General features: G+C 40.2%; 30 protein-coding genes and 1 other RNA gene. 9 read left to right on the top strand and 22 right to left on the bottom strand.

Annotated features, from left to right (window positions below):
* The first annotated feature begins 204 nt into the window (after window positions 1–204).
* Window positions 205–423 (top strand): DUF3892 domain-containing protein, encoded by a 219-nt coding sequence (locus tag FGG79_RS01385; RefSeq protein ID WP_138775894.1) that lies wholly within the window; start codon window positions 205–207, stop codon window positions 421–423.
* Between the two features lie 128 nt (window positions 424–551).
* Here FGG79_RS01385 and mntR read toward each other — a convergent pair whose 3' ends face one another.
* Window positions 552–968 carry a transcriptional regulator MntR gene (gene mntR, locus FGG79_RS01380; protein WP_138775892.1) on the bottom strand — a complete coding sequence of 139 codons (417 nt, stop codon included), beginning with the start codon at window positions 966–968 and terminating at the stop codon, window positions 552–554.
* A gap of 383 nt (window positions 969–1,351) precedes the next feature.
* Here mntR and cspD point away from each other — a divergent pair, with 383 nt between their 5' ends.
* Window positions 1,352–1,552 (top strand): cold-shock protein CspD, encoded by a 201-nt coding sequence (cspD, locus tag FGG79_RS01375; RefSeq protein ID WP_138775890.1) that lies wholly within the window; start codon window positions 1,352–1,354, stop codon window positions 1,550–1,552.
* Between the two features lie 139 nt (window positions 1,553–1,691).
* On the opposite strand, the gene FGG79_RS01370 is transcribed toward cspD, so the two are convergent.
* Together FGG79_RS01370 and FGG79_RS01365 are read right to left on the bottom strand one after the other, a co-directional pair.
* Window positions 1,692–1,868 carry a zinc-finger domain-containing protein gene (locus FGG79_RS01370; protein ID WP_138775888.1) on the bottom strand — a complete coding sequence of 59 codons (177 nt, stop codon included), beginning with the start codon at window positions 1,866–1,868 and terminating at the stop codon, window positions 1,692–1,694.
* Between the two features lie 66 nt (window positions 1,869–1,934).
* Window positions 1,935–2,591 carry a reverse transcriptase-like protein gene (locus FGG79_RS01365; protein ID WP_138775886.1) on the bottom strand — a complete coding sequence of 219 codons (657 nt, stop codon included), beginning with the start codon at window positions 2,589–2,591 and terminating at the stop codon, window positions 1,935–1,937.
* 98 nt (window positions 2,592–2,689) lie between these two features.
* Here FGG79_RS01365 and FGG79_RS01360 point away from each other — a divergent pair, with 98 nt between their 5' ends.
* From FGG79_RS01360 to FGG79_RS01350, 3 genes are all read left to right on the top strand, one after another.
* Window positions 2,690–3,370 carry a queuosine precursor transporter gene (locus FGG79_RS01360; RefSeq protein ID WP_138775884.1) on the top strand — a complete coding sequence of 227 codons (681 nt, stop codon included), beginning with the start codon at window positions 2,690–2,692 and terminating at the stop codon, window positions 3,368–3,370.
* Window positions 3,371–3,539: 169 nt separating this feature from the next.
* Window positions 3,540–3,926, top strand: a complete 387-nt coding sequence (locus FGG79_RS01355; RefSeq protein WP_138775882.1) for a reverse transcriptase-like protein — start codon at window positions 3,540–3,542, stop codon at window positions 3,924–3,926.
* A 23-nt stretch (window positions 3,927–3,949) separates the two neighbouring features.
* Window positions 3,950–4,852, top strand: a complete 903-nt coding sequence (locus FGG79_RS01350) for a DMT family transporter (protein ID WP_138777512.1) — start codon at window positions 3,950–3,952, stop codon at window positions 4,850–4,852.
* Between the two features lie 103 nt (window positions 4,853–4,955).
* On the opposite strand, the gene FGG79_RS01345 is transcribed toward FGG79_RS01350, so the two are convergent.
* The 9 genes from FGG79_RS01345 to FGG79_RS01305 all read right to left on the bottom strand — a co-directional run bounded on the left by FGG79_RS01345 (window position 4,956) and on the right by FGG79_RS01305 (window position 13,603).
* On the bottom strand, window positions 4,956–5,222 hold the full coding sequence (locus FGG79_RS01345; RefSeq protein WP_138775880.1) for a DUF6123 family protein: 267 nt from the start codon (window positions 5,220–5,222) through the stop codon (window positions 4,956–4,958).
* Between the two features lie 38 nt (window positions 5,223–5,260).
* Window positions 5,261–5,749 carry a divergent PAP2 family protein gene (locus FGG79_RS01340; RefSeq protein WP_138775878.1) on the bottom strand — a complete coding sequence of 163 codons (489 nt, stop codon included), beginning with the start codon at window positions 5,747–5,749 and terminating at the stop codon, window positions 5,261–5,263.
* A gap of 120 nt (window positions 5,750–5,869) precedes the next feature.
* Window positions 5,870–6,769, bottom strand: a complete 900-nt coding sequence (locus FGG79_RS01335) for a 5'-3' exonuclease (protein WP_138775876.1) — start codon at window positions 6,767–6,769, stop codon at window positions 5,870–5,872.
* A 104-nt stretch (window positions 6,770–6,873) separates the two neighbouring features.
* Window positions 6,874–7,701, bottom strand: coding sequence for a sulfurtransferase (locus FGG79_RS01330; RefSeq protein WP_138775874.1), 828 nt, complete (start codon window positions 7,699–7,701; stop codon window positions 6,874–6,876).
* Entirely contained in the window at window positions 7,698–7,880 is a 183-nt protein-coding gene (locus FGG79_RS01325) for a hypothetical protein (RefSeq protein WP_138775872.1), read from the bottom strand. Before FGG79_RS01325 ends, FGG79_RS01330 begins: the two co-directional genes overlap by 4 nt.
* Before the next feature lie 21 nt (window positions 7,881–7,901).
* Window positions 7,902–11,519: a dynamin family protein gene (locus tag FGG79_RS01320; RefSeq protein ID WP_138775871.1), complete on the bottom strand. Its 3,618-nt coding sequence runs from the start codon at window positions 11,517–11,519 to the stop codon at window positions 7,902–7,904.
* 181 nt (window positions 11,520–11,700) lie between these two features.
* Window positions 11,701–11,871, bottom strand: coding sequence for a hypothetical protein (locus FGG79_RS01315; protein WP_171050740.1), 171 nt, complete (start codon window positions 11,869–11,871; stop codon window positions 11,701–11,703).
* 95 nt (window positions 11,872–11,966) lie between these two features.
* Complete coding sequence (locus FGG79_RS01310; protein ID WP_138775867.1) at window positions 11,967–12,533, bottom strand: isoprenylcysteine carboxyl methyltransferase family protein; 567 nt, start codon at window positions 12,531–12,533, stop codon at window positions 11,967–11,969.
* Window positions 12,533–13,603, bottom strand: a complete 1,071-nt coding sequence (locus FGG79_RS01305) for a type III polyketide synthase (protein ID WP_138775865.1) — start codon at window positions 13,601–13,603, stop codon at window positions 12,533–12,535. The genes FGG79_RS01310 and FGG79_RS01305 overlap by 1 nt, the downstream gene beginning before the upstream one ends.
* Before the next feature lie 190 nt (window positions 13,604–13,793).
* On the opposite strand from FGG79_RS01305, the gene FGG79_RS01300 reads away from it, so the two are divergent.
* The gene (locus FGG79_RS01300; RefSeq protein ID WP_138775863.1) at window positions 13,794–14,243 is read left to right on the top strand and encodes a chemotaxis protein CheX; all 450 of its coding nucleotides are present in this window, start codon (window positions 13,794–13,796) and stop codon (window positions 14,241–14,243) included.
* A gap of 64 nt (window positions 14,244–14,307) precedes the next feature.
* Here FGG79_RS01300 and FGG79_RS01295 read toward each other — a convergent pair whose 3' ends face one another.
* Both FGG79_RS01295 and FGG79_RS22235 read right to left on the bottom strand, forming a co-directional pair.
* On the bottom strand, window positions 14,308–15,078 hold the full coding sequence (locus FGG79_RS01295; protein ID WP_138775861.1) for an SDR family NAD(P)-dependent oxidoreductase: 771 nt from the start codon (window positions 15,076–15,078) through the stop codon (window positions 14,308–14,310).
* Window positions 15,079–15,153: 75 nt separating this feature from the next.
* Window positions 15,154–15,288 (bottom strand): hypothetical protein, encoded by a 135-nt coding sequence (locus FGG79_RS22235; protein ID WP_276607943.1) that lies wholly within the window; start codon window positions 15,286–15,288, stop codon window positions 15,154–15,156.
* Between the two features lie 208 nt (window positions 15,289–15,496).
* Between FGG79_RS22235 and FGG79_RS01290 the strand changes: the two genes are divergently transcribed.
* From FGG79_RS01290 to FGG79_RS01280, 3 genes are read left to right on the top strand one after another with little or no spacing between them, the layout of a single operon-like run.
* Window positions 15,497–15,646: a cytochrome c oxidase subunit 2A gene (locus FGG79_RS01290; RefSeq protein ID WP_138775859.1), complete on the top strand. Its 150-nt coding sequence runs from the start codon at window positions 15,497–15,499 to the stop codon at window positions 15,644–15,646.
* 20 nt (window positions 15,647–15,666) lie between these two features.
* Window positions 15,667–16,143, top strand: a complete 477-nt coding sequence (locus FGG79_RS01285) for a cytochrome c oxidase subunit II (protein ID WP_138775857.1) — start codon at window positions 15,667–15,669, stop codon at window positions 16,141–16,143.
* Window positions 16,144–17,790: a b(o/a)3-type cytochrome-c oxidase subunit 1 gene (locus tag FGG79_RS01280; protein WP_138775855.1), complete on the top strand. Its 1,647-nt coding sequence runs from the start codon at window positions 16,144–16,146 to the stop codon at window positions 17,788–17,790.
* A 457-nt stretch (window positions 17,791–18,247) separates the two neighbouring features.
* Here FGG79_RS01280 and FGG79_RS01275 read toward each other — a convergent pair whose 3' ends face one another.
* The 8 genes from FGG79_RS01275 to FGG79_RS01245 all read right to left on the bottom strand — a co-directional run bounded on the left by FGG79_RS01275 (window position 18,248) and on the right by FGG79_RS01245 (window position 25,718).
* The gene (locus tag FGG79_RS01275; protein WP_138775853.1) at window positions 18,248–18,715 is read right to left on the bottom strand and encodes a GyrI-like domain-containing protein; all 468 of its coding nucleotides are present in this window, start codon (window positions 18,713–18,715) and stop codon (window positions 18,248–18,250) included.
* A 21-nt stretch (window positions 18,716–18,736) separates the two neighbouring features.
* Window positions 18,737–20,251, bottom strand: coding sequence for a carboxypeptidase M32 (locus FGG79_RS01270; protein ID WP_138775852.1), 1,515 nt, complete (start codon window positions 20,249–20,251; stop codon window positions 18,737–18,739).
* A gap of 262 nt (window positions 20,252–20,513) precedes the next feature.
* Window positions 20,514–22,439 (bottom strand): ATP-dependent DNA helicase, encoded by a 1,926-nt coding sequence (locus FGG79_RS01265; RefSeq protein ID WP_138775850.1) that lies wholly within the window; start codon window positions 22,437–22,439, stop codon window positions 20,514–20,516.
* 291 nt (window positions 22,440–22,730) lie between these two features.
* Entirely contained in the window at window positions 22,731–22,904 is a 174-nt protein-coding gene (locus FGG79_RS21570) for a hypothetical protein (protein ID WP_171050739.1), read from the bottom strand.
* Between the two features lie 93 nt (window positions 22,905–22,997).
* Window positions 22,998–24,137 carry a THUMP domain-containing class I SAM-dependent RNA methyltransferase gene (locus FGG79_RS01260; protein ID WP_138775848.1) on the bottom strand — a complete coding sequence of 380 codons (1,140 nt, stop codon included), beginning with the start codon at window positions 24,135–24,137 and terminating at the stop codon, window positions 22,998–23,000.
* Between the two features lie 152 nt (window positions 24,138–24,289).
* Window positions 24,290–24,675: RNase P RNA component class B (gene rnpB, locus FGG79_RS01255), an RNA gene on the bottom strand.
* A 60-nt stretch (window positions 24,676–24,735) separates the two neighbouring features.
* A complete protein-coding gene (gpsB, locus tag FGG79_RS01250) occupies window positions 24,736–25,044 on the bottom strand; it encodes a cell division regulator GpsB (RefSeq protein WP_138775846.1) in 309 nt (102 codons plus the stop codon).
* 116 nt (window positions 25,045–25,160) lie between these two features.
* A complete protein-coding gene (locus FGG79_RS01245; RefSeq protein ID WP_138775844.1) occupies window positions 25,161–25,718 on the bottom strand; it encodes an SLOG family protein in 558 nt (185 codons plus the stop codon).
* Window positions 25,719–25,729: the final 11 nt, after the last annotated feature.

Below are 25,729 nucleotides of genomic sequence, written 5' to 3'. Positions count from 1 at the left end.
ACACACACCTCACTATTTATTGATCATACTCTAGATTTTCACTCAGGCTCTAAAAATTCTTATACCAGCTGCAGATACCCATTCTATTACAAAAACAGCCATTTCATTAGGTCATTTCCATATTTAAGTATGCATATCATCTTATTTTTTGCTGCTCATTTGTCCATACTATTCTCATAGTCTGATCAAGAAAGGTGATGAAGTATGGAAGAGATTTCTAAGGTTCAACGAAATTATCATGGAGACATCATTAGTTTTCAAACTTCTTCCGGACGAATTATTTCCTATCGCAAAGCTGTTCTAGAAGCTTCTGAAGGCTTAATTCAAGGTGTTACACTCAATGAAAATGAATGGGGAGAATCGGAATTAACAAGTCTGTCACTGAGTGATAACGATTTCCATGATTATCCAAATATCTTCTGAATCCATTTCAATAGTCTACAGGTTCATCCATAGTGTTTAAAAGGACTTTCAACCTAAATTGAAAGTCCTTTTAGTTAGTATGCAGTTGAATTTCACGACATATTGGTGAATGAAAACGTATAATCCTGCTATTCGCTACGATTTTGAATAGTTCGTAGCTCTTCTACCCGTTTCTTTTCTTCCTCAAAGAATTGAACAAGATCACCAATTCGATCAATTGAGTCCCAGCTTAAGTGATGTTCGATTCCTTCAACGTCCTCATATATTTGCTCTTCTTTCACTCCAATAACACGAAGGAATTGTTCTAACAGCTCATGCCTATATACTAAACGTTTTCCTACTTTACTCCCTTTTGGAGTCAGAACAAGCCCACGATATTTCTCATAAATGAGATAATCATCCTTATCTAGCTTCTGCACCATTTTGGTAACGGAGGAGGGGTGAACGGATAAAGCTTCTGCTATATCTGATACTCTTGCATAACCTTTATTCTCAATTAACATATAAATCTGTTCTATATAATCTTCCATACTTGGTGTAGGCATTCTGTACCCTCCAAATTCCCATAAATATCATTAAAAGTTTACTATAAGTAAAGAGCGAATACAACCCAGTCATACCAGGTCATTTCTTTGATTCCCATTTCTGCCACTTCAATCGTGCGTTTAAATGAAATCAAATATCCTCCACCTTTTAAAAAATTGGGATCCTTCAAAGCTGAATGGGTGCCTTACGCAAACAAAATCTGTAAAAACCCCATCAAATTCTTAGGGTGAATGTTGACTCGAAAATCTTCATATTGTATAGTTAAGACATCATCGTAGTGCATGAGCTCCATGCTTATCTTTAAGCCATGAGAATCAAGCATTTCATGATAAATATTTTCCAGAAGCGCAAAAGTGCTTGAACGATTTAGGAGGATTAGAAAATGCAAAATGGTAAAGTGAAATGGTTCAACAATGAAAAAGGATTTGGATTTATCGAAGTAGAAGGCGGAGAAGATGTATTTGTTCATTTCTCAGCAATTCAAGGAGAAGGGTTCAAATCATTGGAAGAAGGTCAAGAAGTTTCTTTCGACGTAGTTGATGGAAATCGCGGACCACAAGCAGAAAACGTAGTTAAATTATAATTGGTCAACAATATATGAAATACAAAAAGGACATCCGTTTCGAGTTAATACTTGGAACGGATGTCCTTTTTGTTAGATCCCGCTTCGCCGGCTAGTCCCCCCAAGTTCATGGTGGGATTCGAGTATGAACCTCCTTTTTCTAGTTCAATTTTTCTCCGTGATTTCGTATTTGTTCTCCAATGGTGCATTTTTCTATGCAAAAGCGGTGAGCGTACGTTTTACCATGCTCTTTACGAAAGTGTGCTTTAAGTAAGCAGTCGTTGCAGTAGGTGTCTATAAGCTCATCCACTTTGTCCACCACTTCTTTTCGATTCATATGATCACTCCTAAGCTTGTTCGCGTACGTTGTTATTATTTATAGAGTATATTGTTCGGGATGACATTATTCTATTCGTTTATTACTGTGTACTTTGGTGCCTTGCAACGCTTGATTGGCAAGCTTATCTGCTTCTTTATTATCTTTTCGATTCAGCACGGTTACATCGGTTTTCAATCTGAGCTTTTGGATTTGGGCTTCAATTCGATCGAGCCAGCGGCTTAAGCCCTCTTCATAGCAAGGCCATTCCCCTTCCAGCTGTTTAAGTACAACCTGTGAATCTCCCATGATCGAACAGGGCGCATTTTTGACGCCTATTTCTTCCAGCAATCCGAGGGCAATATGTAATGCTGCATATTCTGCTTCATTATTATTGTCTATTTCCTCGAGGAGTTCATTCTTTCTAATCCTAAAGGATTCTCCACCTTTATCATAATAGATGGCGATTCCTGCACCGGCAATGTGGGATTCCTTATCAAATCCACCATCAAAATATACAACAATATTTTCCGGTTCCTTATCTAATTCCTGATTCAGTTTAATGAATTCCTTTCTGGACCACGAATTCCCCATTTCATCGATAATTTCAAGATCAAGGACTCTCCCTGTTTTCATAAGATCATCCACATGAATCATCGTTTCTTTTCTTGGAAAGTAATCAGATTCAAACCAAATGCAGGAAGGTGTTTTACTCTTATATTTAAATTTGATCTTCATTTCCATGGCCACAGACTCCTTTAACTCCATTTTGTTGTTTACATTTACTTTTATTTGTATAATGGTGACTATTGTTTAGGCAAGTATAGTAGGAGGACTCTAATATGTTTAATATATGGTTCGGTCTCCTGTTCGTACTCATTACATTCTCATGTCTACTGATCATGTATAGATTGTTTGGGCGAACTGGACTTTTTGTTTGGATTGGCATTTCCACGATACTCGCTAATCTGCAAGTTGTCAAAACGATTGAAATCTTTGGGTTAACCGCTACGCTAGGAAATGCCATGTATGGCACCGCCTTTTTGGTTACGGATATCCTGAATGAAAAGTACGGAAAAAAGGATGCTCAGAAAGCCGTTTGGCTAGGCTTTTTCACCTTGATCGTTATGACTATTATTATGCAACTTGTGCTGCAATTTCAACCTCATCCTGATGATTTCGCACAAGAATCTTTGGCTACGATCTTTGGAATCATACCTCGGATTGCTTTAGGTAGCTTAATGGCCTATCTTATTAGTCAATTAACAGACGTTTACATCTTCACTTACTTAAAGAAGAGATTTCCAAAAGATTCACAGTTTTGGATCCGAAATAACGGGAGTACAATGATAAGTCAGCTTTTGGACACACTTGTTTTCACAAGTATTGCTTTTCTTGGAGAATATCCGAAGGATGTATGGTTTGAGATTTTCATTACGACCTATTTACTCAAATGGCTCATTTCCATCATCGATACCCCATTTGGCTATATCGCAAAACGTTTCCCCAAGAATATAGGATAGGAATAGGAATCAGAACGTCCAGGGTTGAATTTGCTCTGGTCGTTTTCATTGTGGTTAAATACCCTTTAGCGAATTAGCATATAATCAGATTAACCCAATATGTCTCCATCTCACTCTTATATATGCTACTATATTAATATTCTTACGATGTAATTTGGAGTGATCTCAAATGATAGAAGTGAATATTGATGGAGCAAGCGCAGGCAACCCAGGACCAAGCGGGGCCGGAATTTTCATTAAGTGGAACGGCGAAGTGGAGAAGCACTCCATTCCTTTGGGGATGATGGATAATCACGAAGCTGAATTTACTGCATGTAAAAAAGCGCTAGAACTGTGTTTAGAAAAAAAAGACGACACCGTGTGGCTTCGAAGTGATTCTCAAGCAGTCGTCCATGCGATTGAGAAGGGGTTTGTACGTAACACTCAATATAAACATCTGCTTGAGGAAATTTTGAAAATGACGAAGCAACTAAATCTCTTCTTTGTAAAGTGGATACCCAGTAAAGAAAATAAAGCAGCGGATGAATTGGCCCGTAAAGCCATCCATCTTAATTAGAGGGGGAATTTTTATTGTCACGCATGGCTGATATCTCCTTAATCATTGTTGCGTTTATATGGGGATCTACCTTTGTGATCGTTCAATCAGCCATTGAATTCCTTCCACCATTCATGTTTAATGGAATTCGGTTTCTGCTGGCTGCGCTTCCTTTAGGCGTGCTTCTATTTATTAAGAAGACTCCTGTTAATAAGCACTCCGTCTTATACGGCAGTCTTTTAGGATTCTTTCTATTTATTGGATATGCCTTTCAAACCCTTGGTCTGTTGTTCACAACCCCCTCTAAGGCAGGTTTTGTTACAGGTTTGAGTGTAGTGATGGTCCCCCTATTTTCAAATGTGTTCTTTAAGCGGATTCCTTCTAAAGGTGCCATCATAGGCTCGATGTTTGCAACAATAGGGCTATACCTGCTTATGTCAGGTCATTCCCAAGCAATTAATAAAGGGGATATCCTCGTATTCATATGTGCATTCGGATTTACCTTACATATTATTTTTACAGACCTTTTCACTAGAAGAGCTTCCCTTCTGCTATTAACGACGATTCAGTTATCTACAGTTGGAATACTGTCGTTAGGATGTGCATTGATTTTTGAAGAACCAAAGCAAGTGCTCATCAAAGGTGGATTTTTCAATAAGGAAGTGATTACCGCATTACTAATTACCTCTTTATTGGCTACCTTATTAGCGTTCATCACTCAAACCTATGCTCAGAGGTATACGACTCCATCCAGGGTGGCCATTATTTTCACCATGGAACCTGTTTTCGCTGCCTTCTGCTCTTATTTGTGGATAGACGAACGATTGGGATTTCTGGCGATTGCAGGCTGCTGTTTCATCGTAATCGGAATGCTTTTCTCTGAACTGCCTCTGTTTGCCTGGATAGGGAGAAACAAGAACACTAAGCACTCAGTAGATGGGCGATAAAGTTTGACAGTTTAAAGAATCAGATAACCCTTATACAAAGCAAAGACCATCTGAAACGACTTTCGTTTCAGATGGTCTTTGCTTTGTATCCAACTGTTTGCCTCTACGCCAACCCTTGTTTTTCCATCCATTTCAATGCGTCTTTTCTGGAAGAAATTTGTTGGGAATGCAGCCTTTCTAATATGGACATGTAGAAACTACTGTCAAATTGCTTTTGTGCTTTAAGCGTGATCTCGATGGCACTGTTGACCAATTCATCCGTTGCGTCTGTATATTTTTTCCCAAAGTAAATGAAGCCAATCGCATCTTCTTGAAATTTAAAGCCCTTGTTTTCTAGATCTATGAGAAATTCTTCTGTTGTCTTTTTCACGTTTCTCCTCACCTTATCGCACTTTGTCACTTCTTATCTTACAGAAATTTTTTTCTTTTGCCTAGTCCATCCTTTTTAGAAAATAAAAAAGCTATGAAGCCTAGGATAGAGCCAAGCAGGGCACCTCCCACGACTTCCTGAGGCTGATGACCAAGCATTTCCTTCAATCTCTTCGGTTTTTTCTCCTCAAACTCAACCGTTTCATTTTCATGAGCTTTACGAACAAGTTCATCCAAACTATTTACTTTCAGGGTCAATTCACCCGTTTGTCTTCGAATCCCTTGCGCATCATACATAACAATCAACCCAAAGATGAAGGAAAGAGCAAAATCAATGGTCCTCACTCCTCTTTTCAAAGCAATGAATGTCGTTAAAGAAGCCACTCCCGCACTATGGGAGCTTGGCATTCCCCCTGTTTGAAAGAACAAATCAGGCTTCCATTCTTTCTTTTTCAAGAAATGCAGTGGGATTTTTAATCCTTGTGCGAACGCAATACTGATCAATGCTGTTACGATCCCTTTATTCACCCTTACACCTCCCTTATCAGTAGTTTGTCCTAAAAATCACTACACATGGGATATTTGTATTGAACAAAGGCAAAATAAAAAAAGTGTCAGGGTTCAAATCCCTGACACTCGATTTAATGCTTAACTAGAAGCAACCATAACATTTGAATCCATTAAAAACCTTCTCAGAACTTTTAATTCTAAATCATCTACAAAAGAAAGAGTGTCATGTGATACATTACTCCAACTCGTTTCCTCAATCGAAACCGATAATGGCACCTCACAATGAATTTCAGCCAGCTTCCTTGAAATATGGAGCATATCCAAGTCCTCTTCAATCTTTTTACGTTGAGATGGAGTCAGCTCGTGCAGGTTCAGAAGGATACCGGATATATCGTTATATTGCTGAATCAACTTTAGAGCTGTCTTCTCACCGATCCCTTTCACACCTGGATATCCATCACTTGTATCTCCCATTAACGCTTTTACATCAATGAATTGTTGAGGAGTAATTCCTCTTTCTTCCACAAAAATATCTTTCGTATACGTTTGGTAGTTCCCATAGCCTTTTTTCAAGAGCATGATTTCAATGTTATCGTCGAGAAGCTGGAGAAGATCCTGGTCTCCGCTAAGTACCGATACTTTACGCTCAGATTGGTGAAGTTTCGCCAGGGTTCCGATACAATCATCAGCTTCGTAGCCTACCACACCCACATTGGAAAGATTAAATCCTTCTGCCACCTCTTTAGCCAGGTCGAATTGCGGTATCAGTTCGACTGGAGGTGCGTTTCGATTCGATTTATAGTCATTGAATACTTCATTACGGAATGTCTGGCTTCCCATATCCCAACAAACGATGATATGCGTAGGCTTTACATGCTCTGCTGCCATCAGTAGATGCTTCATGAATCCCTGGACACCATTTGTTGGGAGTCCTTTCGAGTTCATCATGAATTGACCAGTCACAGCTGTAGCAAAAAACGATCGAAATAATAGTGCCATTCCATCTATTAGTAGTAAATGCTCATTTTTATTATTCAAATTATACACTCCTTATAGCTTCATTTCACTTCATAAAGTATAACATAAACGAATAAATAGCTAATTGGAAATGTGATGAACCTTTTCCAATTAGCTATTTCCGCTTACTCCTTTTCGACCCTGTGTTCATCATAGGAGACCCAGTCGCTGTAGCTTCCCACATATAGTTTCACATTGGTATAACCCGCTTCCTTAAGGCGGATGAAGTTAGGAGTAGCCGTCACTCCGGACCCACAATAAACGATTATAGGTTCATCTTTATGAAAACCAGCTAATTGATCATGCTGTTGTTCTCCGGCAAAATAGCCATTCTTCACACCATCCGTCCAGGGAAGGTTGACGGCTCCGGGTATATGCCCTGGGATACGGTCGATCGGTTCTTCCTTGCCTAGGAATCTTTCGCTACTCCTAGAATCGATCAAAGGGGTATCATCTTCCCCCCTTGCGATCCTTCTTATCTCTTCTAAGGATGCCATAATGCTTTCATTGAAGCTTGGGCGATAGCTTTTTGGAGGATAAGCCTGGACTGTTGATTCCACCTCTCTGCCCGCTTTCTTCCATGCGGTATATCCCCCATTTAAGATAAATACGTTTTCATGACCGATGTAATGGAAAAGCCACCAGCATCTGCCGGCAAAGGCCCCTTCCTTTTCATCGTAGATTACAATGGTCGACTCGTTGTCAATTCCTGCGTCCTCCACTTTCCGCAAAAAATTTTTCATATTCGGAAGGGGATGGCGCCCCCCATGTTTCTTTGCGTATCCGGATAAATCTTTTTCAAGATCAAAAAAGACAGCTCCTGGAATATGTTCTTGTTTATAATGTTCCCGTCCCTCTTCCGGGTTTCCTAAAGAAAAACGGCAATCAATGATTCTCACTTTCTCGTCTTGGATATGCTTTATAAGCCAATCTTCCTCAATAATAGCACTCATGATTTGATCCCTCTCTTCCTCATCAATTCCAGCACTTCTTCTTTCGGTTCCCAGCACGAGAATTGATATGTCGTATTGGTTTCATAACCCAATCTGGAACAGAAATAGGTGGTCTTCTTTTCAGATTTGGTTCCGCGAATATGAATGCAGGTAGCACAACAATGATAAGGATTCTCCATTCTTTGACCTCCTTCTCATTTTTACACTTGATTATGTTCTAGAATCTCTAAATCTTGCTTAAGTTTGTTCAGATCCTGAACGGTTTCGACCACTTCTAAATGGGAATTGATTTGCTCCATCACTTGACTAAGTATTTCCTGATTAAGCACGTCAAACTCCCGATCCAAATACGTTCGTACCCAATTCTCGAGGCGTACTTGCTCTTGGTCTAAATAGCTATCAGCCGGTTCAGATAGCAAGGCTTCCAATTTCTCCTGAACGATTTTTTTTCCACCTTTTTCAAAGAACTGCTTTGGATTCCTGAATGATGAAAAAGCTTCTTCAAAAGGTACTAGATCCGCTTGTTTCAATGCATTCTCAAATTCAATCGTGTCTTCATTTTTATGATCCTGTGGAGAGAGTACAATGTCCTTTTCCACCTGTTGTATTTTATCTTCCAGTACCGTCCAATGATCACTGAGTTGCTTTTGAATATACTGCTGTATCCGAAGAGAGGTGGCTCTCATTTCCTGTGCCAGATCAAATCCGATACTAGCCAGAAATTCTTTCAATCCCTCTTTAATTGCTTGTGATTGGGTTGCATATTGTAAGAACAACCCTGAATGGAAAGCTTCTTTATAGAAATCTGATACCCTGAAGAATACCCTTTGCTTCACATAGTAGACGAGTTCCTTGGATTCCTGCTGCATTTCCACTTCTAGAGGGTGGACAGATTGTGTATCGATCAGTTTGGAGATTTCGTTTTTAGCATTCTTGAGCTGTTTCTTGCGTTCTTGTTTATACTCTTTATCACTGGAAGCTGTATGGATGTATTGTTGAAATCTCTGTATTCCCCTCTCCAACTCCCGAAGAGCGGATTCAATACTCATGCTCACTAACTCATTCTGTATAAACGCTTGGAATTCCTCCTTGAAGACGTCCATTCCAGACTTTTGTGACTCAGATTCCCGTAGAGCCTCGAGGGAGGAAACACCGAAAATTCTTGGAAAACGGATACCATATTGAATCAATTGAGTTTCTACATAGTCAATGACTTCATTCTTTTCTTCTTCATCATGTGCAAGGTCGATGGCATTGACGATAAAGAACATTTTATCTAGTTCGAACGTATCCTTCACACGCCCCAACTGAATAAGGAATTCCCGGTCTGCCTTGGCAAATGCATGATTATAATAAGTTACAAAGAGAATTGCATCTGCATTCTTAATATATTCGAAGGCTACACCCGTATGCCGGGCATTAATCGAATCTGCTCCTGGTGTATCCACCAGCGTAATCCCCTGTCTTGTGATCGCACAATCGAAATAGAGATCGATGGATTCAACAAAACAAGCCTTTGCTTCATCAGCTACAAATCCTCGGTACTCATCGAGATTGACCTTCCTTGTCTTTCCAAGACTTTCTTTAAAGATAGAGTAACCACTCTGGAAGGCCTGAAGAAATGAAAGGTGTACATTTTCTTTCCCACTTCCTTCACTCGTTAATTGAGGAATAACGTTCATTGCTTCATCAAGGGTAGCAGCGACCTGATTAAAGAACGAAAGGGAATGAAGGATATCCTGAAATAGCTGGGCATACGTCTTAATTTGCACATGGGCCGTTTCATGCTCCCCTTCTTCTGAAACCGGATTGATTCGATTGATGGTGGCCGTTGTCGGATTCGGACTTACGGGAAGTACTTTCTTTCCTAATAGAGCATTGGCAAATGAGGATTTACCTGCACTAAAAGCACCGAATAATGCAATTGTGAATGATTGATTGGACAATCTATCTTTTTTTCCTTCCAACAGATCCGCCATCTTAGTAAATCCTTTATATTCTCTGAAAACACCGGCCATTGTTTCTAGCCTTTCCGTCACTTCTCCGATTGAAAATTCATTTTCCTCTCGATGAGGTAGTGGGTTTTTTTCAATGCTTAGTGTCGTGTCTTCTATCTGATCCAAATCAATTTCAGAGGCAAGAATGTATTTTTCGTCTCTTTCCTTCCATTGATTCTTCCATTGTTGAATGATAGTGGTTGCTTTCTTTGAATCAATATTTACATTCCTCAGCATTTGAATTTGAGCGGTCATCTCATCAGACAACGCGTTCCACTGATAAATGATTCCCGTTTTCTCTTGCAACTCATTTAGTTCTTTTTCTAACTTTATAATTTCTTCTGCCGAAGAGCCTTCAATGTCAGAAAGAAGGGGTTCTATCAATTTAGTTGTATGATTTCTGGCTCTCTTCTTTAATTCCTCTGAAAGATCATCACAATATTGTAGAACATAATCACTTGTTATCCCTGCACCTTGTTTTATCAAACTAATGAGAAATTGATCATCTATTTCAAGTAACAACTGATCCCAATTCAGACGTTGATTTAATATGCCGCTGTATTCTTTCACTAGGTCCTTACCTAATGTTTTCAGATGCCATTCCAACTGAGATTCTACACGGGTGTTGATATCCTCTTTAAACTTTTCAAGCCTTACTGCTTTTTCTTCCTCTGTTTTTTGTTTAGAGAATAAAAACCCTACTTTAAATTCTGATTGTCTGCTTTCCAGAAATTCTTTAGCCAATTCTCTCGTTTCAAAAGGCATAAGGTATGCATTCTTGAGGATTTCCTTTCTTTTTTCCTCGAATTGATCTTTAACTGCTTTGACATTCTTTTTCGACAATGCATCAATCAATTTCTTTTCCGACTGGAGAAGGGACTCTTTATTCTTCCATTCTTCCTCGGTAAGGACATCCGATCCTTTATCCTCAATTCTATCGAGTTCTTCCTCATACCACTTCTCATGTTCAGATCGCAATTGAGAAATAGCCGATTCTGCAGAGTCCTCAATCAGCTCACTCTTCTTTTGAACTTGCTCTTCAATCAGATTCTGTAATCTCACAAGGTCATTGTGTGGATGATGAGAATCTTTTAAGCTTGTAAAAAACGTTGCATCGGGAATAACACCCCATGATGCAAATGAATCCCTGACACTTTCCCTGAAATCAGTGAAAGATAATTCCTCCTCTTGGTGCTTATCAATCTGATTCACAATCAAATAGAGTTTCACTCCATGACGAACCATTTCTTTAGTGAACTCAAAGTTTACCTGAGATTGCACATGATTATAATCCATTACATAAAACACAGCGTCAGCAAGATGGATAGCAGATTCCGTCGACAGTCTGTGGGCATCGTCCGTACTATCGACACCAGGTGTATCCAATACCGATACCCCTTCTGGAACTTCACTTTTGCTTCGTCCGATCTCTACAGAGTAGACGTCCTCCCCATTTTTACAAAACTCTTTAATGGTGGAAAAATCGTATGGTGCTTGAAAGTACAAAGGTGGGGAATCATGATAATGTATTTTCGCAAAATCCTCTTGTGAATGGTGAACTTTCACTAAATTCGCACTTGTTGGGATTGGGCTGGATGGTAGGATTTCTTCCCCCATTAAGCGATTGATCATCGTAGACTTACCTGCTGAAAAATGACCACAGAAAGCTAAAATTAATTCATGATTGTGTAATTTCTCAGCCAACCTTTCTACCTTACCGGCCCTCTCTTGGTCTCCACTATGAAGAAAGAGATCGTAGTATGCTGAAAGTTGTTCCAATCTTTTATGTAAATGGATGCTTTTTTGATCTATCTGACTCATAACATTCTTTCCTTTCTGGATTCAGAAAATGATAACGTTATTATTTTATCGTATTTAGCCCAAATTCTCTATGAATTCATATTTTGAGTGAATATTTGAGGACGTTATTAGTATATGCCTCTATTTTTAAAGGGAAAATGATAAAATAAAAAGCCCTCTTCCGAAGAAGAGGGCCATGTATCTATCTTGTCGTTTCGGTTGCAATCAAGTTTGAATGAATAAAAGATTTCGAGTTCGTCTGGTATGAAGATATTTTCCTTCCTTGAGCCTGCTCCTTCATTACATTCGATAAAACATACTTCATCATGAAGCCATACGCTACTACAGTGAACAATATCAAAAACCATACCATTTGTGTCCCCACCCTTTTATTAAAGTATAACTGAGAATAATTTTCATCTTCAATTAGAATCTTATCAAAAACGATAATCATTTTCAATAAGAATATTATTTTTCTTTTTTTATTGATGTCATCCACCCTTTTGTATGAGGATGAATCCGTTTATAATCTGTTTCATTCCGTAATGCCTGCTCTTCTAAGGGTATACGGATCGAGAGAATGAGCTGATTAAGAAGTGCAAAGATAAAAAGAGTCCAATATGCGTTAAAAAGTAAAGGCACAAAAATAAATTCTAACGTCACAATCAAATAGTTTGGATGCTTCAAATATTTATATGGGCCTTTGGCAACGATTTCAGCTTTAGGAAGCACGATGATTTTGGTGTTCCAATACTTCCCTAATGAAGCAATCACCCATATCCTCCCGAGTTGCGTAAAGATAAATCCACAGAGAAGCAATGGCCAATAGCGGTTAACACCTGGGTGGAGGACCCCTCCTTCAATTAATAACGAAATAAAAAATGCAATATGAATGGCCACCATCATCTTATAATGACCTTGTCCATATTCCTTTGCTCCCTGCTTTTTCATCCACATTTCATTCGATTTGGCAATATATAATTCTACAAGTCGTTGGATTAAAAGAACGGTGAAAAAGAGTGCGAAATATAGCATCATTCCCACCTCATCAATAGAAGTTCTGAACTGAAACCTGGTCCCAAAGCGGTAGCTAAGCCGATATCTCCCCGTTCACAGCCTTTACTCAGGAACTCTTTAAGAACATATAAAATCGTTACAGAAGACATGTTCCCGTATTCTTTCAAAACCTTCAAGGCATCAGAGGTCATGCTTTCTTCCATACCCAAAGCTTCCCTGTAAGCTTCGATCACTTTCTTTCCACCAGGATGGGCTACAAAATGCTTAATGTCTTCAAGCTTGATCTGATTTCCATGAAGAAATTCTTCCACATTTGGCCGCAGCCAATTTTTCACAAGCGTCGGGATGTCCTTGGAGAACACCACGTACAATCCGTTCTCTTTCACTTCCCACCCCATGACATCCAAAGAATCTTCAAGCAAAGTGGACTGTGTGGCAAAAATGGATGGTAAAGGGTGTGAAATCTCATTCAAGACCGGGCTTTCATTCCCGCAGACGACAGCACAAGCTACACCATCTGCAAAGAGCGAAGTACCGATTAAATTGCTCTTCGAACGATCTCCGTGCTGAAATGTGAGAGAGCATAGCTCGATTGATAGAACGAGAACATTTGCTTTAGGGAAGGCTAAACAGTACTCATATGCACGTGACAGCCCACTCGCTCCCCCTGCACATCCCAATCCCCAGATCGGTATCCGTTTTACGTGAGGAGAGAATGGTAATCGATTCATGATTCTCGCTTCAAGACTTGGAGTGGATAGCCCCGATGTTGATATGGTAAAAATGGCATCGATTTCATCCATTGTAAGCTGATGATTGGAAAGGCTTTTCTTAACTACTCTGCTGCCCAATTCAACTGCATGATGAATGAATTCGTCATTCTTTTCTGCAAAGGAATGATCCTTCGAAAACCATTCCAGATCGTTAACAAAGTAACGGCTTTCAATTTCTCCATTTTGAAACACGTTAATCAGTCGCCCAATATCTTTAAAACTTGATGAAAACAGCTGTCTCGCAAATTCTGCCGCTTCATTTTGGGTAATTTTCACAGGGGGTATTTCTGTTTCTACTGAAAGTATTCTTGGCAAATCCGCTCACTCCTTACGCTTCCAAGTAAGGATAGTATTTCCATAAGGATTTAAAGCATGTATGAAAGATTCATCATTATGGTTTCTTTTCAATAAATAGTTCTTTAGTATGAAAACAATTCCAAATAATCATCCTTTCCTAATGGGTAATATGGTATGATTGAGGTGACAAAATACTGGAGGATACGACATGATTTTAACTAAAAGTGTCACTGATATACTAAATAGTTCAGTAGAAGCCATTAAAGGGGTCATTCCCTTGAATATTGAGTGTTTGCAACCTTCGTTGTTAACAGAGCCCTTTAGTCAGCATAAAATCGGAGTTCTCATCGGGTTTACGGGAGATGTGCGTGGCAGGATGATTATTGATGGCGAAGAAGAAAGCTTTCAAGGCCTCGGAGCCTCTATGTTTGGAATGCCGTTAGAAGGGGAAATGCTGGAATCATTTGCAGGCGAACTGGGAAATATGATCGCAGGTAACCTTGCTACCCTATTGGCACAAGCTGGACATTCACTAGACATCACCCCACCGACTGTCATTGTAGGTCAATCCAAAATGTACGGATTTGACAAAGCTTTAAAACTACCCATTTCTATTGAAAATGTAGGGAATTTCTTAGTGATATTAATGATTGAGTAGATATGCACGGATTACAAACAAGGCTAACCTTTCAAGGGGTTAGCCTTTTCTTGTGAAGAATGGATTAAAAACCATGAATCGTCATTCCACCGTCAACAAAAAGAGTTTGGCCAGTAACATAGTTAGAGGCATCGGATGAAAGGAACACCGCAGGTCCGACTAATTCTTCAAGTTCCCCAATCCGTTTTAGAGGTGTGACCGCCAATATATCGTTTACGTATTTTTCATTTTTCAGCAGTTCTTTGGTTAAAGGTGTTTTGAAGTACCATGGTCCAATACTGTTAACATGAATATTGTATTTGCCCCATTCCATCGCTAACACCTTCGTCATTTGAATCATGGCTGCTTTCGTCGATGCATATACAACCCCCGTGCGCAAGGCAACATGACCAGCGACAGACGCAATGTTAATGATCTTCCCCTGGCTTCTTTCTTTCATGTGCTTACCGACTTCCTGGCTCATCATAAAAGCAGACTTTAAATTCGTATCCATGATCGTTTGCCATTCTTCATCCGTTACTTCCAGAGCAGTGGATCGAATATTCATTCCTGCATTGTTTATTAAAATATCAATAGAGCGTTCTTGTTCTTCTATGTAGGCTATTGCCTGGATAATATCTTCCCGAGATGTCACATCAGTCGGAAGGATATAGGCCTTCCTTCCAAGCATTTCAATTTCGCTGGCCGTCTCCTCTAGATCACTTTTAGTCCTTGATAGTAGAACAACATCGGCTCCAGATTCAGCCAATCCTATACTAAGTGCCCGTCCGATTCCACGACCTGCTCCAGTGACTACAGCCAACTTCTCGTTTAATGAAAATGAAGGTACATACATATCCACACCACCTCACTTGTTATTCGAATCTTCTATATATTAACACAACACCAGGCCTCTCCAAAGATAAACGCTTCAACGGTGACCTTTTTTCCCTTCCTGATGCTGTACCTGAATATGAATTTTCGTTTCAACAGGAAGCTCGCATTGAGGACAAATCATTCTATCTGAAAAGATTTGGCAGCAATTCTTACAGTAATATTTCTCCATTCGACAGTCTCCTCCTTTGGCCATTCTTACACTGTATGCAGGTTGTTCCTGCGAATGAACCATCTGAAAGTCCTATTTATTCATGACTTCACATTTATTTCACAAATTCCCTCCTTAGGTGTGATATTTATCACAGATTCAAAGTCATTCAGGCGGTTACGATAAAGAAAGCAATTCAATCATTCAATTGGTGGGAGGACTGAGAAGAATGGGAAAACCAGAAGTACGTAAGAAGACAATCGTCAAAGTAGAGAATTCCAATTCATTAAAGGGTACCTTTACTTCCGTATTATTTTTAGGCGGTTTTTTAGTCCTTACTTGGCTCGGAGTATTTTTATTATTTATGAATCGTTTTTAAATTTTGAGGGAGTGGTTTACATGCACATGCATCGTTATGAAAAATGGTGGTTAACGTTAGGAACAGGGTCTCTTATTTTATTTTTAATTATCCTTGGTATCAGTGCTTTTCACCAAGGTCACCAACCTCCAAGTGCGAAGGCTTACATCAATCCCGAACGAGTGGACAATATCGCCCCCTTTAACGAACCTGGCTTGAAAGAAGTGGAGGGAAAGGAATGGGATTATGAACTCGTGGTGGTCGCTTCTGCTTTTCTTTACACTCCAGGGGAAATTGAAATACCGAAAGGGTCTACTCTGAAAATTATCGCTACAACTAAAGACGTTGTACACGGATTTGAAGTCGCAGGCACGAATATCAATATGATGCTAGAACCCGGTTTTATCAGTGAATACACGACCACTCTTGATAAAACCGGAGAATTCCTCATTCTCTGTAACGAATATTGCGGGGTTGGGCATCATACGATGAAATCTATGATAAAGGTGGTGGATTAAATGGTACCATTTGTGAAAGTCGATAAAAAAGATGCTAGATTGGCCATGGCACATATTTACGTTGGATTCATCGCCTTAGCTCTTGGAGGGTTGGCAGGTTTATTGCAAGTTTTGGTGCGATCAGGAAGATTCAATTTACCTGCCGGGATTGGATACTATCAGGTCTTGACGGTCCACGGGGTGTTACTTGGATTAGTCCTTACCACATTCTTTATCCTTGGATTCCAGCATGCTGCCATTTCCCGGACTTCTGGTACCTATTCCGGGAAATCTCGCTTAATGGGATGGTTAGGGTTCTGGGTTATGCTTCTCGGTACAATCATGGCTGCGATTATGATTCTATTAAATGAAGCAACGGTATTATATACATTCTATGCTCCTCTGAAAGCGCACTGGATCTTCTACCTTGGCTTAACATTCGTAGTGATTGGAAGCTGGTTTGGCGGCGCCGGAATGATAATGAAGTATATGGATTGGCGAAAAGAAAACCCCGGTCAACCGAGTCCACTACTAACATTCATGGCTATCATTAATACGGTTTTATGGATCGTAGCGACAATCGGAGTAGCGGGAACTGTGTTATTTCAACTCCTACCTTGGTCTCTTGGGTTGGTGGATCGAGTCGATGTTCTTGTCAGTCGTACATTATTTTGGTATTTCGGCCATCCACTCGTGTATTTTTGGCTCCTGCCTGCTTATATGGCATGGTACGTGATCATTCCAAAAATCATTGGCGGGAAGATCTTTTCTGATTCACTCGCGCGCCTTTCGTTTATTCTGTTCCTTTTATTCTCTATTCCTGTGGGCTTTCATCACCAGTTAGTAGAGCCAGGAATTGATGCTAATTGGAAGTTCCTTCAGGTGGTTCTGACCTTTATGGTTGTTATTCCCTCTCTAATGACAGCATTCTCATTGTTTGCTACATTTGAAATGCACGGTCGTTCCAAAGGAGCAACAGGATTATTCGGGTGGTTTAAGGAATTACCTTGGGGAGATGCACGCTTTACGGTTCCGTTTATCGGGATGGTTGCTTTCATTCCTGCTGGAGCTGGTGGATTGATCAATGCTTCAAATCAGATGAATCAGGTCGTTCATAATACCATTTGGGTGACCGGGCATTTTCACTTAACCTTGGCAACGTCCGTCGTATTAACGTTCTTCGGTATCTCTTATTGGCTAGTGCCCCATTTAACAGGTCGTGTCTTAACAAAAGCGATGAACAAACTGGCAATTGTGCAAGCAATTGTATGGTCAGTGGGAATGAGTATCATGTCAGGATCCATGCATGCTGTTGGATTACTCGGTGCCCCTCGACGATCTTCATTTTCAACTTATGGTGAAGCACCTCAGGCCATGGATTGGATACCTTATCAAATTGCACAGGCTGTCGGGGGAACCATACTCTTTATTGGTATCATCCTGATTCTTTACATCTTTATTAATCTGGCCTTTTTCGCACCGAAAGGAGTCGAAGAATTCCCAATCGGAGAAAATACAGCAGCAGCTGAAAGAACCCCTATGGTCCTTGAAAACTGGAGAATTTGGTTAACCATCCTAGCCGCTCTCATTCTCGTTGCCTACTCCGTCCCATTCATCGATATGATCCAAAACGCCCCACCAGCGTCTAAGGGATATCGTATGTGGTAACAAGAAAAGCGTAGGCGGCTTGGTCAGGCCCGACAAGCATAAGTCAAGAACACCGGAAAGGCGCCCTTTGCCTTTTTGGTGCTTGACTTATGACCTCGAGGGACTAGCCGCCGGAGCTGGACAAATAGAAAAGCGTAGGCGGCTTGGTCAGGCCCGACAAGCATAAGTCAAGAACACCGGAAAGGCGCCCTTTGCCTTTTTGGTGCTTGACTTATGACCTCGAGGGACTAGCCGCCGGAGCTGGACAAATAGAAAAGCGTAGGCGGCTTGATCAGGCCCGACAAGCATAAGTCAAGCACACCCGAATGGCGCCCTTTGCCTTTTTGGTGTTCTTGACTTATGACCTCGAGGGACTAGCCGCCGGAGCTGGACAAATAGAAAAGCGGAGGCGGTTGGTTAGGCCAGACAACAACATATTTAAAGAAAAGAAGCTGCCTAAGATCAGGCAGCTTCCTTTCTATTTCTCTTTAATTGGGACAAACAGCTCTAACTTCCGCTTATCTTCCGTTTCATTGATTTCCCTATCCTTAAATAAATACTTCTCTACACTCAGTCTCGAATAATCTTTTTCATAACCATTTTCCTTAATCCAATTAAAGATTGAGAAATAGGCATGCTCCACTTCTGTTGAAGGACCTTCATAAAGAGCGTGGGCATATTCACCAGCAGGAAGGGACAGTTCGACTACCCCTGGCGGGAGTTTTTCCACACGATCAACTTCTACAGTGCAATAATACGTAAAGTCTGTAGCTCTGTCATGAAAGGGTGCATATATGCATTCTTCCCCATTGATATAATGAATGGATGGGATCATCTGTTGAAACTTAGTAAATAGCATAGGAATATCTGACCCTCTTCCATAAGGGCCGGTCCAGCCGATTCCAACAAGTAGTTTATCCTCTAGTGATGCTACATTAACTTCCATGATTTTGCCTCCAATTTCGTTTTAATTCAGGAAATATACCTTTGAGTACTTATCCGTTAAATAATCGGCCAAATACTGGGCATTAAGTCCTTCCCCTGTCACTTCCCTGATAATTTCCAATGGCTTTTTCATTTTACCCCATTGGTGAACATTCGTCGTTAACCATTCCCTGATTGGAGCAAGGTCTCCTTGTTCCAAGAGGTCCTCATAGTGTGGAAGATCCTTTAACATAGCACGCTTGAACTGGGCAGCGTACATGTATCCTAACGCGTATGATGGGAAGTATCCAAAGCTTCCTCCAGCCCAATGAACATCTTGTAGCACACCTTCACCATTGTGAGCAGGCTGGATACCTAAGTACTCTTCATATTTATGATTCCATATTTCTGGAAGATCCTTCACTTCGATTTCATCATTGAATAATCCTTTTTCAATCTCATACCGGATGATAATGTGGAGAGCATAAGTTAATTCATCTGCTTCAATGCGGATTAACGAAGGTTTGGATTCATTGATGGCTCTGTAGAAATCATCCAGTTCCACCGAATCAAATTGCCCTGTCGAGAAATCCTTCAGCAACGAATAATTTTGTTTCCAGAAAGCATAATCCCTTCCAACAAAATTTTCATAGAAAAGAGATTGAGATTCATGGATTCCCATGGACGTTCCCGTACAAAGCGGAGTCCCTATCAGGTCCTTTGAAATATTCTGCTCATATAACGCATGACCGCCTTCATGGATTGTTCCAAAGACAGCGGTTCTCCAATCCTTCTCATCATATTTAGTTGTTACCCTTACATCACCAGGGTTTAAACCAATCGCAAAAGGATGGACTGTTTCATCCAATCTCCCTGAGTTAAAATCATACCCCATTTGCTCAAGGACTTTTAAGCTGAATTCCTTTTGCTTCGCCTTTGGAAAGTGTTCAAAAAGGAAGTCGGTTCCAGGCTTTTTTTCCGATTCCGAAATTTTCTGGACCAGTGGAACAATTTGATCTCGAAGGTCACCGAATACTTTGTCCAACACCTCTACTGTAACACCTGGCTCATACATATCCAGTAACGTATTATATTTATTATCTTCATACCCCCAATAATCAATGAAACGTTTCGTGTATGCCACAAGCTTCTCTAGATAAGGCTGAAACATGGTGAAATCTTCCTTTTCTTTCGCGTCTTCCCATATTCCTTCCGCTTTCGATTGCAAAACCACGTATTCTCTATATTCAGAAGTCGGTATTTTTTTATTTCGGTCATACTCTTTTTGACACTCTTCTAATAATTTTAGTGTCATGTCGTCCAATTTATCCATTTCTGGAGAAAGTTTTGCTAAATATGCTGCCATTTCGCTCGAGGTCGACATTTCAAAAAGCTCGGATGAGAGCATTCCAATAACTTCGGAACGTTGCTCCACACCGTTTTTCGGAGCACCTGTACGTAAATCCCAGAACATCAACCCAAGTGCTTCGTTGTAGGCCGACATTTTTTTAACATAATCAAGAAAACGCTCTTTTGTTTCTATTACTAATTCTTTCATTCTAAAAAGCCCCCTTTTTTTAACATCTCATCTATTTTATCATAGTTTTCTGTCAACTTGGACTCAGAAAGATTGATAGCTTAGGGATTATCGTTACAGTCAGGGAATCCTTAGCCTTTTATTATCGACTTTTCTATTTTTATTAACGCCTTTTCCAATATATTATCGGCCGCATATTACCCATGGGACTTATCTAAAGATACCCCCCTTTACGTCCATCAAAAAAAAACCGCCCAAATTAGGCGGTTTTCATTTCTTTCTCTTATGCGTTAAACACTTCAATCCCAACAGGTAGAACCGATTCTACCAAGTCCCTATATGATGTTTCTGCACCATTTATAAGGACATGGATGCTCCCTTTGTCTTCACTCGTACGAATCAGTCGACCGATTCCTTGTCTCAGGCGAAGAATCATATAAGGGATATCCACCTCTTTTGCAGCGTCATCGGCGTGATTTCGCTTAGCATCAAACACCGGGTCCTTCGGCGGGAATGGAAGGGAGTAAATGATGACCTGCGAAAGGGATTCTCCAGGTACGTCAAGCCCTTCCCATAAATGGTAAGAACACAGGACCGTAGATGTTTCTTGTTGGAACTGTTCTACCGTATCACTGATTTCTCTGTCGCCTTCATATATTACATTCCAGTCTTGGGTCCCCTGCTTCATTTGGTAGGACCTGAAGTCGTTCATTTCCTCCTTAGATGAGAAAAGGATCAAAGATTTCCCTTGATTATTTTTCATTTGTTCAGATGCATAATCATTTTTCGCAACTATACCTGACTCTAATAAAGGAAGATAAGCCTTCATCATTTCCTCATACTCATAAGGAGACTCTACAGAAAATTTTTCATATGCTTCGATTCCCAATGATTGAGACACGTACGAGAAATCTTGATCATATGAGAGTGTTGCAGAAGAAAAGATGAATGGTATCTTCTGAGAAAATACTTGATCTCTAAGAATTTCTTCCACTAATCTTGGCATAACGACAAAGGTATGTTCTTCCTCAGTCGTCTCCAACCAGTAGATTCCTTTCTCATCATCCAAAAATAGCTTCAATGAATATTGAATCTGCTCAAGATATTCTTCCACTACTTTTAATAGATAATCATCCATGACATACATTTCCGATTCGAATACGAGTTCATTCAAAAGATGTTCGATTTTCTCTGTCAGCGCTCTGCCCTGCTGCAAGATTGCTTCTGATCGGGTAATATATTGTCTCTCAGAGCCTTTCTCCGCAACGGATTCTTTCTCAAGCAGTTCGAACCATTTCTCATTTTCTAACATGATATCTTCTATGATATAAAGGGTTTCCTCCCTCATATCTGAGGAAGAGAGCTTTTCAAGCAGTCCTTCAAGTGTTTCCATTCTCATTCGGTAGGTCATAGCTTTTTGTGAAGCAAATTCCAAAAGATGGCCTTCGTCAAACACAACAGAGCTTGCTTCCGGCAGAAGTGGAAGCTGTCCTTCCCGCTTTCTTGAGTCCTTAGTCCAGATGTGCTCCATGTAGAAATCATGGGAACAAATGATCAAGTCGGCTGCATTTCTGTAATGTTCACGATGAAGTGTAAGGCCACAGCGATGACGATAAGCGCAAGACATGCAATCCTGAAGAGAATCCCATCCTACATGTCCCCATTCATCATCCGACAATTGAGAATATTCCTTTCGATCTCCGTAATGACTGAAGCTACTCATGGAAGAGTTGTCATGGACAAAGCCAGGCAGTTCTTCCCACATGTCATGGAAGACATCATTTTCGGACAGGTTTTCTTCTAATTTTTTGATGCATAAATATTGCTCCCTGGATTTTGCCAAGCGAACATCTATGTTTAAATCAAGGGCACTTTCAAGCTTTTGTATGTCGCCTTCCTTTTTGACAATCTGTTCAATGAGCGTTTCATCTGCACAGGCGATGATAGCAGGTTTACCAGTATATCTCGCATATGATAAGGCATATAAGAGGTAAACCAAGGTTTTCCCAGTCCCAACTCCTGCTTCAGCAAACATAACTTGTTTATTTTTATAGGCCTGATTCAGTTGAAAGGCCATGAAAACCTGTTCATCCCGTAAATCAAACCCTTTCTCAGGTAATACATCATAAAAAACATCTCCGACCCAATCGGATAACGCTTCATAAAAGGATTGCTCCTTGGTTAATTCAAAAGGTAATTTTCTTCTCATGTGGACCTCCTACTTGTAACACAATATTTCTAATTTACTAGAATTCTTTCCAATTGAAAAGGGATAACGGATAATTTATATGGAAGAGCTCATTATAATAGGCTCTTTTCAAATGTTTGTTGCTGTTTTATAGGAGATAGTCGTAGTTGATTAAAGACTATAGTGAACACAATAAACCTTTTGCTACTAACAATCCTTGTGAAAATAGCTTAATAATAAAGAAAAGGGACTTTCCATACAAAGGGTGAATCTACCACTTGTATGGATGTCCCTAGTCTCCTGAGTATACACTCAGTCGTATATTCTCTTTTTTCTTAGCAATTCGTATTGAAAAGCCTGATCCAGGTTTTTCGTTGCTTCATGCAGGTCTAGTTGTACGGCATCCCCCTCTTCACCCGAAATGGATGAAATGGAGCTTTGCAATGCTTGATAGATTTTGTGGTAATCAATGAAAGATTGGTCCATCCTCTTTCACTCCTCTAAAAATGATAAAACTATTATACGCAGGAAGTGAAAGGGATATTCTGAACTACGTTAATTTCTTCGAATTGCTGAAGGCTATCCTTTTCTCGGAGGACGGGGTCCAAAGTACTGATAGTAATCCGTTCGGATGAATCCGTTGAACAATTTACGCTTCTTTGTCGCCTGTTTCCCATAGCATTGTTCAAAGTTTTCATGGGAAGTCATCACATACTTAGACCAAGTATCCAATTTCTCAAAGGCATTGCCCATTTCTTGATACATCTTCTCTACCTCTTTACGTTCACCTATACGTTCTCCATAAGGAGGATTTCCGACAATAATCCCATATTCTAATTCTGATGTGAAATCCCTTACTTGCATTTGCTTGAATTTCACTAAGTCGCCAAGTCCTGCCTCTATTGAATTCTCCTTGGATATTTCAATCATTCTGTGATCGATGTCAGTACCCAATATCTCAAGGGGCTGATCGTAATTAGCCAGATCCTCAGCTTCCATTCGGGTTTTATGCCAGACTTCACCTTGCATCATTGGCCAGCTCTCTGATAAGAACTCTCGATTAAATCCAGGTGCGATATTTTGCCCGATGAGAGCAGCTTCAATAGGAATCGTTCCTGACCCGCAGAATGGATCTACAAACGGTCGATCAGGGTTCCATGTTGTTAATTGAATAAGGGCAGCAGCTAGCGTTTCCTTTAAAGGGGCTTCCCCTTGCCCGATTCTGTATCCTCTTTTATGGAGACCTTGTCCACTCGTGTCCAAAGTGATGCTTGCCACGTCTTTTAGGATGGCTACTTCAATTTTAAACAGTGGACCAGTCTCTTCCAACCACGATGTACGTTTATACGCTGTACGCAATCGTTCTACGATCGCTTTTTTTACAATAGCCTGACAATCAGGTACACTGTATAATTTTGATTTAACGGATTTCCCTTGCACCGGGAACTCTGCGTCGACGGGCAGGAAATTCTCCCATGGCAGTTTCTTTGTATTCTCAAACAGGTCATCAAAGGAATATGCTTTGAAGTCACCGACGAGGATCTTGATTCGATCAGCTGTTCTCAACCACATATTCGCTCTCGCGATGGCCGTTTCGTCTCCTTTGAATATAACCTTACCGTTTTCAACCTGACAATCGTATCCCAGGTCTTTCACTTCTTTCGCAACGATAGCTTCTAACCCCATCGCCGCAGTTGCAATTAATGTATATGTACCCAAATTTGTCACCCCGTTAATAAGAATCTCTATTTCAATAGTATAGTCTTGTTTTCCAAAAAATAAAAAGGACTGATACAAAAGAGCAGTGTATTACCTGCATGTATCAGTCACTTGCATTATAAAGTCTATATTGCTCTTATCCCGTAATAGTGTTCTGTAAGCCATGTTTTGTTCCGTTGTACTACAAACGACTGTTCGTCTCGTACTCGGGCGGTAATCATCTATCTACAAAGGAGATCCCTTTGTCCCTCTCTTCGTTCAATTCCTCTGAGAGGATTCCCCTACCTAATTTTGGGTTTCTCGCTCGTGGGGTTTACCTCGTTCCACTCCTGCCATTTCTAACAGGACTTCGTCACTGTGGCACTTTCAAAGTAGTCACACCATATCTCCCGAAAGAGACGTAGGTGTTTTCCCTGCCGTCAGCTCGGGATGAGCTGCCCTAGCTTATTAATTGGCTAGGCACGAACACTACGTGCATCTCAGCACCGTGCGAGCATGGACTTTCCTCTACAACAAGTTGCAGCGATTACCCAAACACCATCAAGGATCAGCAATACCTAATTATACTGTAAACCAGTCAGAAAATCAACTAGAAAAATCAGTCGTATAATTTATTTCCAAAAACATGTTTCTCTAAATTAGACAGGCGCTTTAAAATATCGAAATTCGTTGTTCCTGTTTGTTGAGGTGGAGCCGTTGAACGTTGCTTGGCAGCACCCTCTGCCTGCTTTTTCAATCGCAGGTTCTCCTGTTGGAGATCTTCTATTTCCTGATGAAAGGTTTCATAATCTTTAATGATCAAGTCTAAAAATTTGTCTACGTCTTCCTGCTTGTATCCTCGCATTCCACCTTTGAACTCTTTTTCGAGAATATCCTTAGCCGTTAATTTCACTTTATCTGAAATCATTATATTCACCTCTATATTTATCACTATCATTTTTTCAAATAACCATCATTTTGTCAATCGAAATTCGAAGCCAAGTGATTAAAAACTCCATGATCCATGTAAAAATCGGTGTATTGTCAGTCCTTTTTCCACTGCTCTTCTTCGACAATCCATTGAAGATCATGAAAACTAATTGTCCTGATATCAAAGGATGGATTGGTTTCTTTCTTCTTTTTCGCTTCATCATAAAAATATTTAGGCGAACCCTCTTTTTCTTCATCAAATAGTATAACAAGCGATTGACTTTTTTGTAAAAATAATTGGTTTTTGTTTCGGAACTGTTGTGGATTCTTATAGGGATCTTTCGAAATCGTCTTGACAAAATCAGCTTGAGACAAGATCAACTCGTAGTATTCTTTATTCTGATCGTTCCAGTTTTCTTCCTGAGAAATAAAAGGAGTCAAAACAGCCAGTTTAAGATCTGGGTAGTCTTCCTGAAGCTCTAATACAACTTCTGCTCCCCACAACTCCACTCCAAGCTGCCCGCTTATGAGAACCCACTCTAACCCTTCATCGACTAATGATACTAATTCTTTCTCGATAGCACGCTTTATGTAATAAACCGCTTTGTCGTCTTGCTTGAAAATCCCTAACTCAAAGGATTTATATCCAGTTATGCACGCAACATTACCCAAATGCAAAACTC

The organism is Bacillus sp. BHET2 (assembly GCF_005938125.1).
GTDB lineage: Bacteria > Bacillota > Bacilli > Bacillales > Bacillaceae_B > Rossellomorea.
The sequence above is the reverse complement of the archived record's forward strand: the minus strand, read 5'-3'. Positions and strand labels throughout refer to the sequence as shown.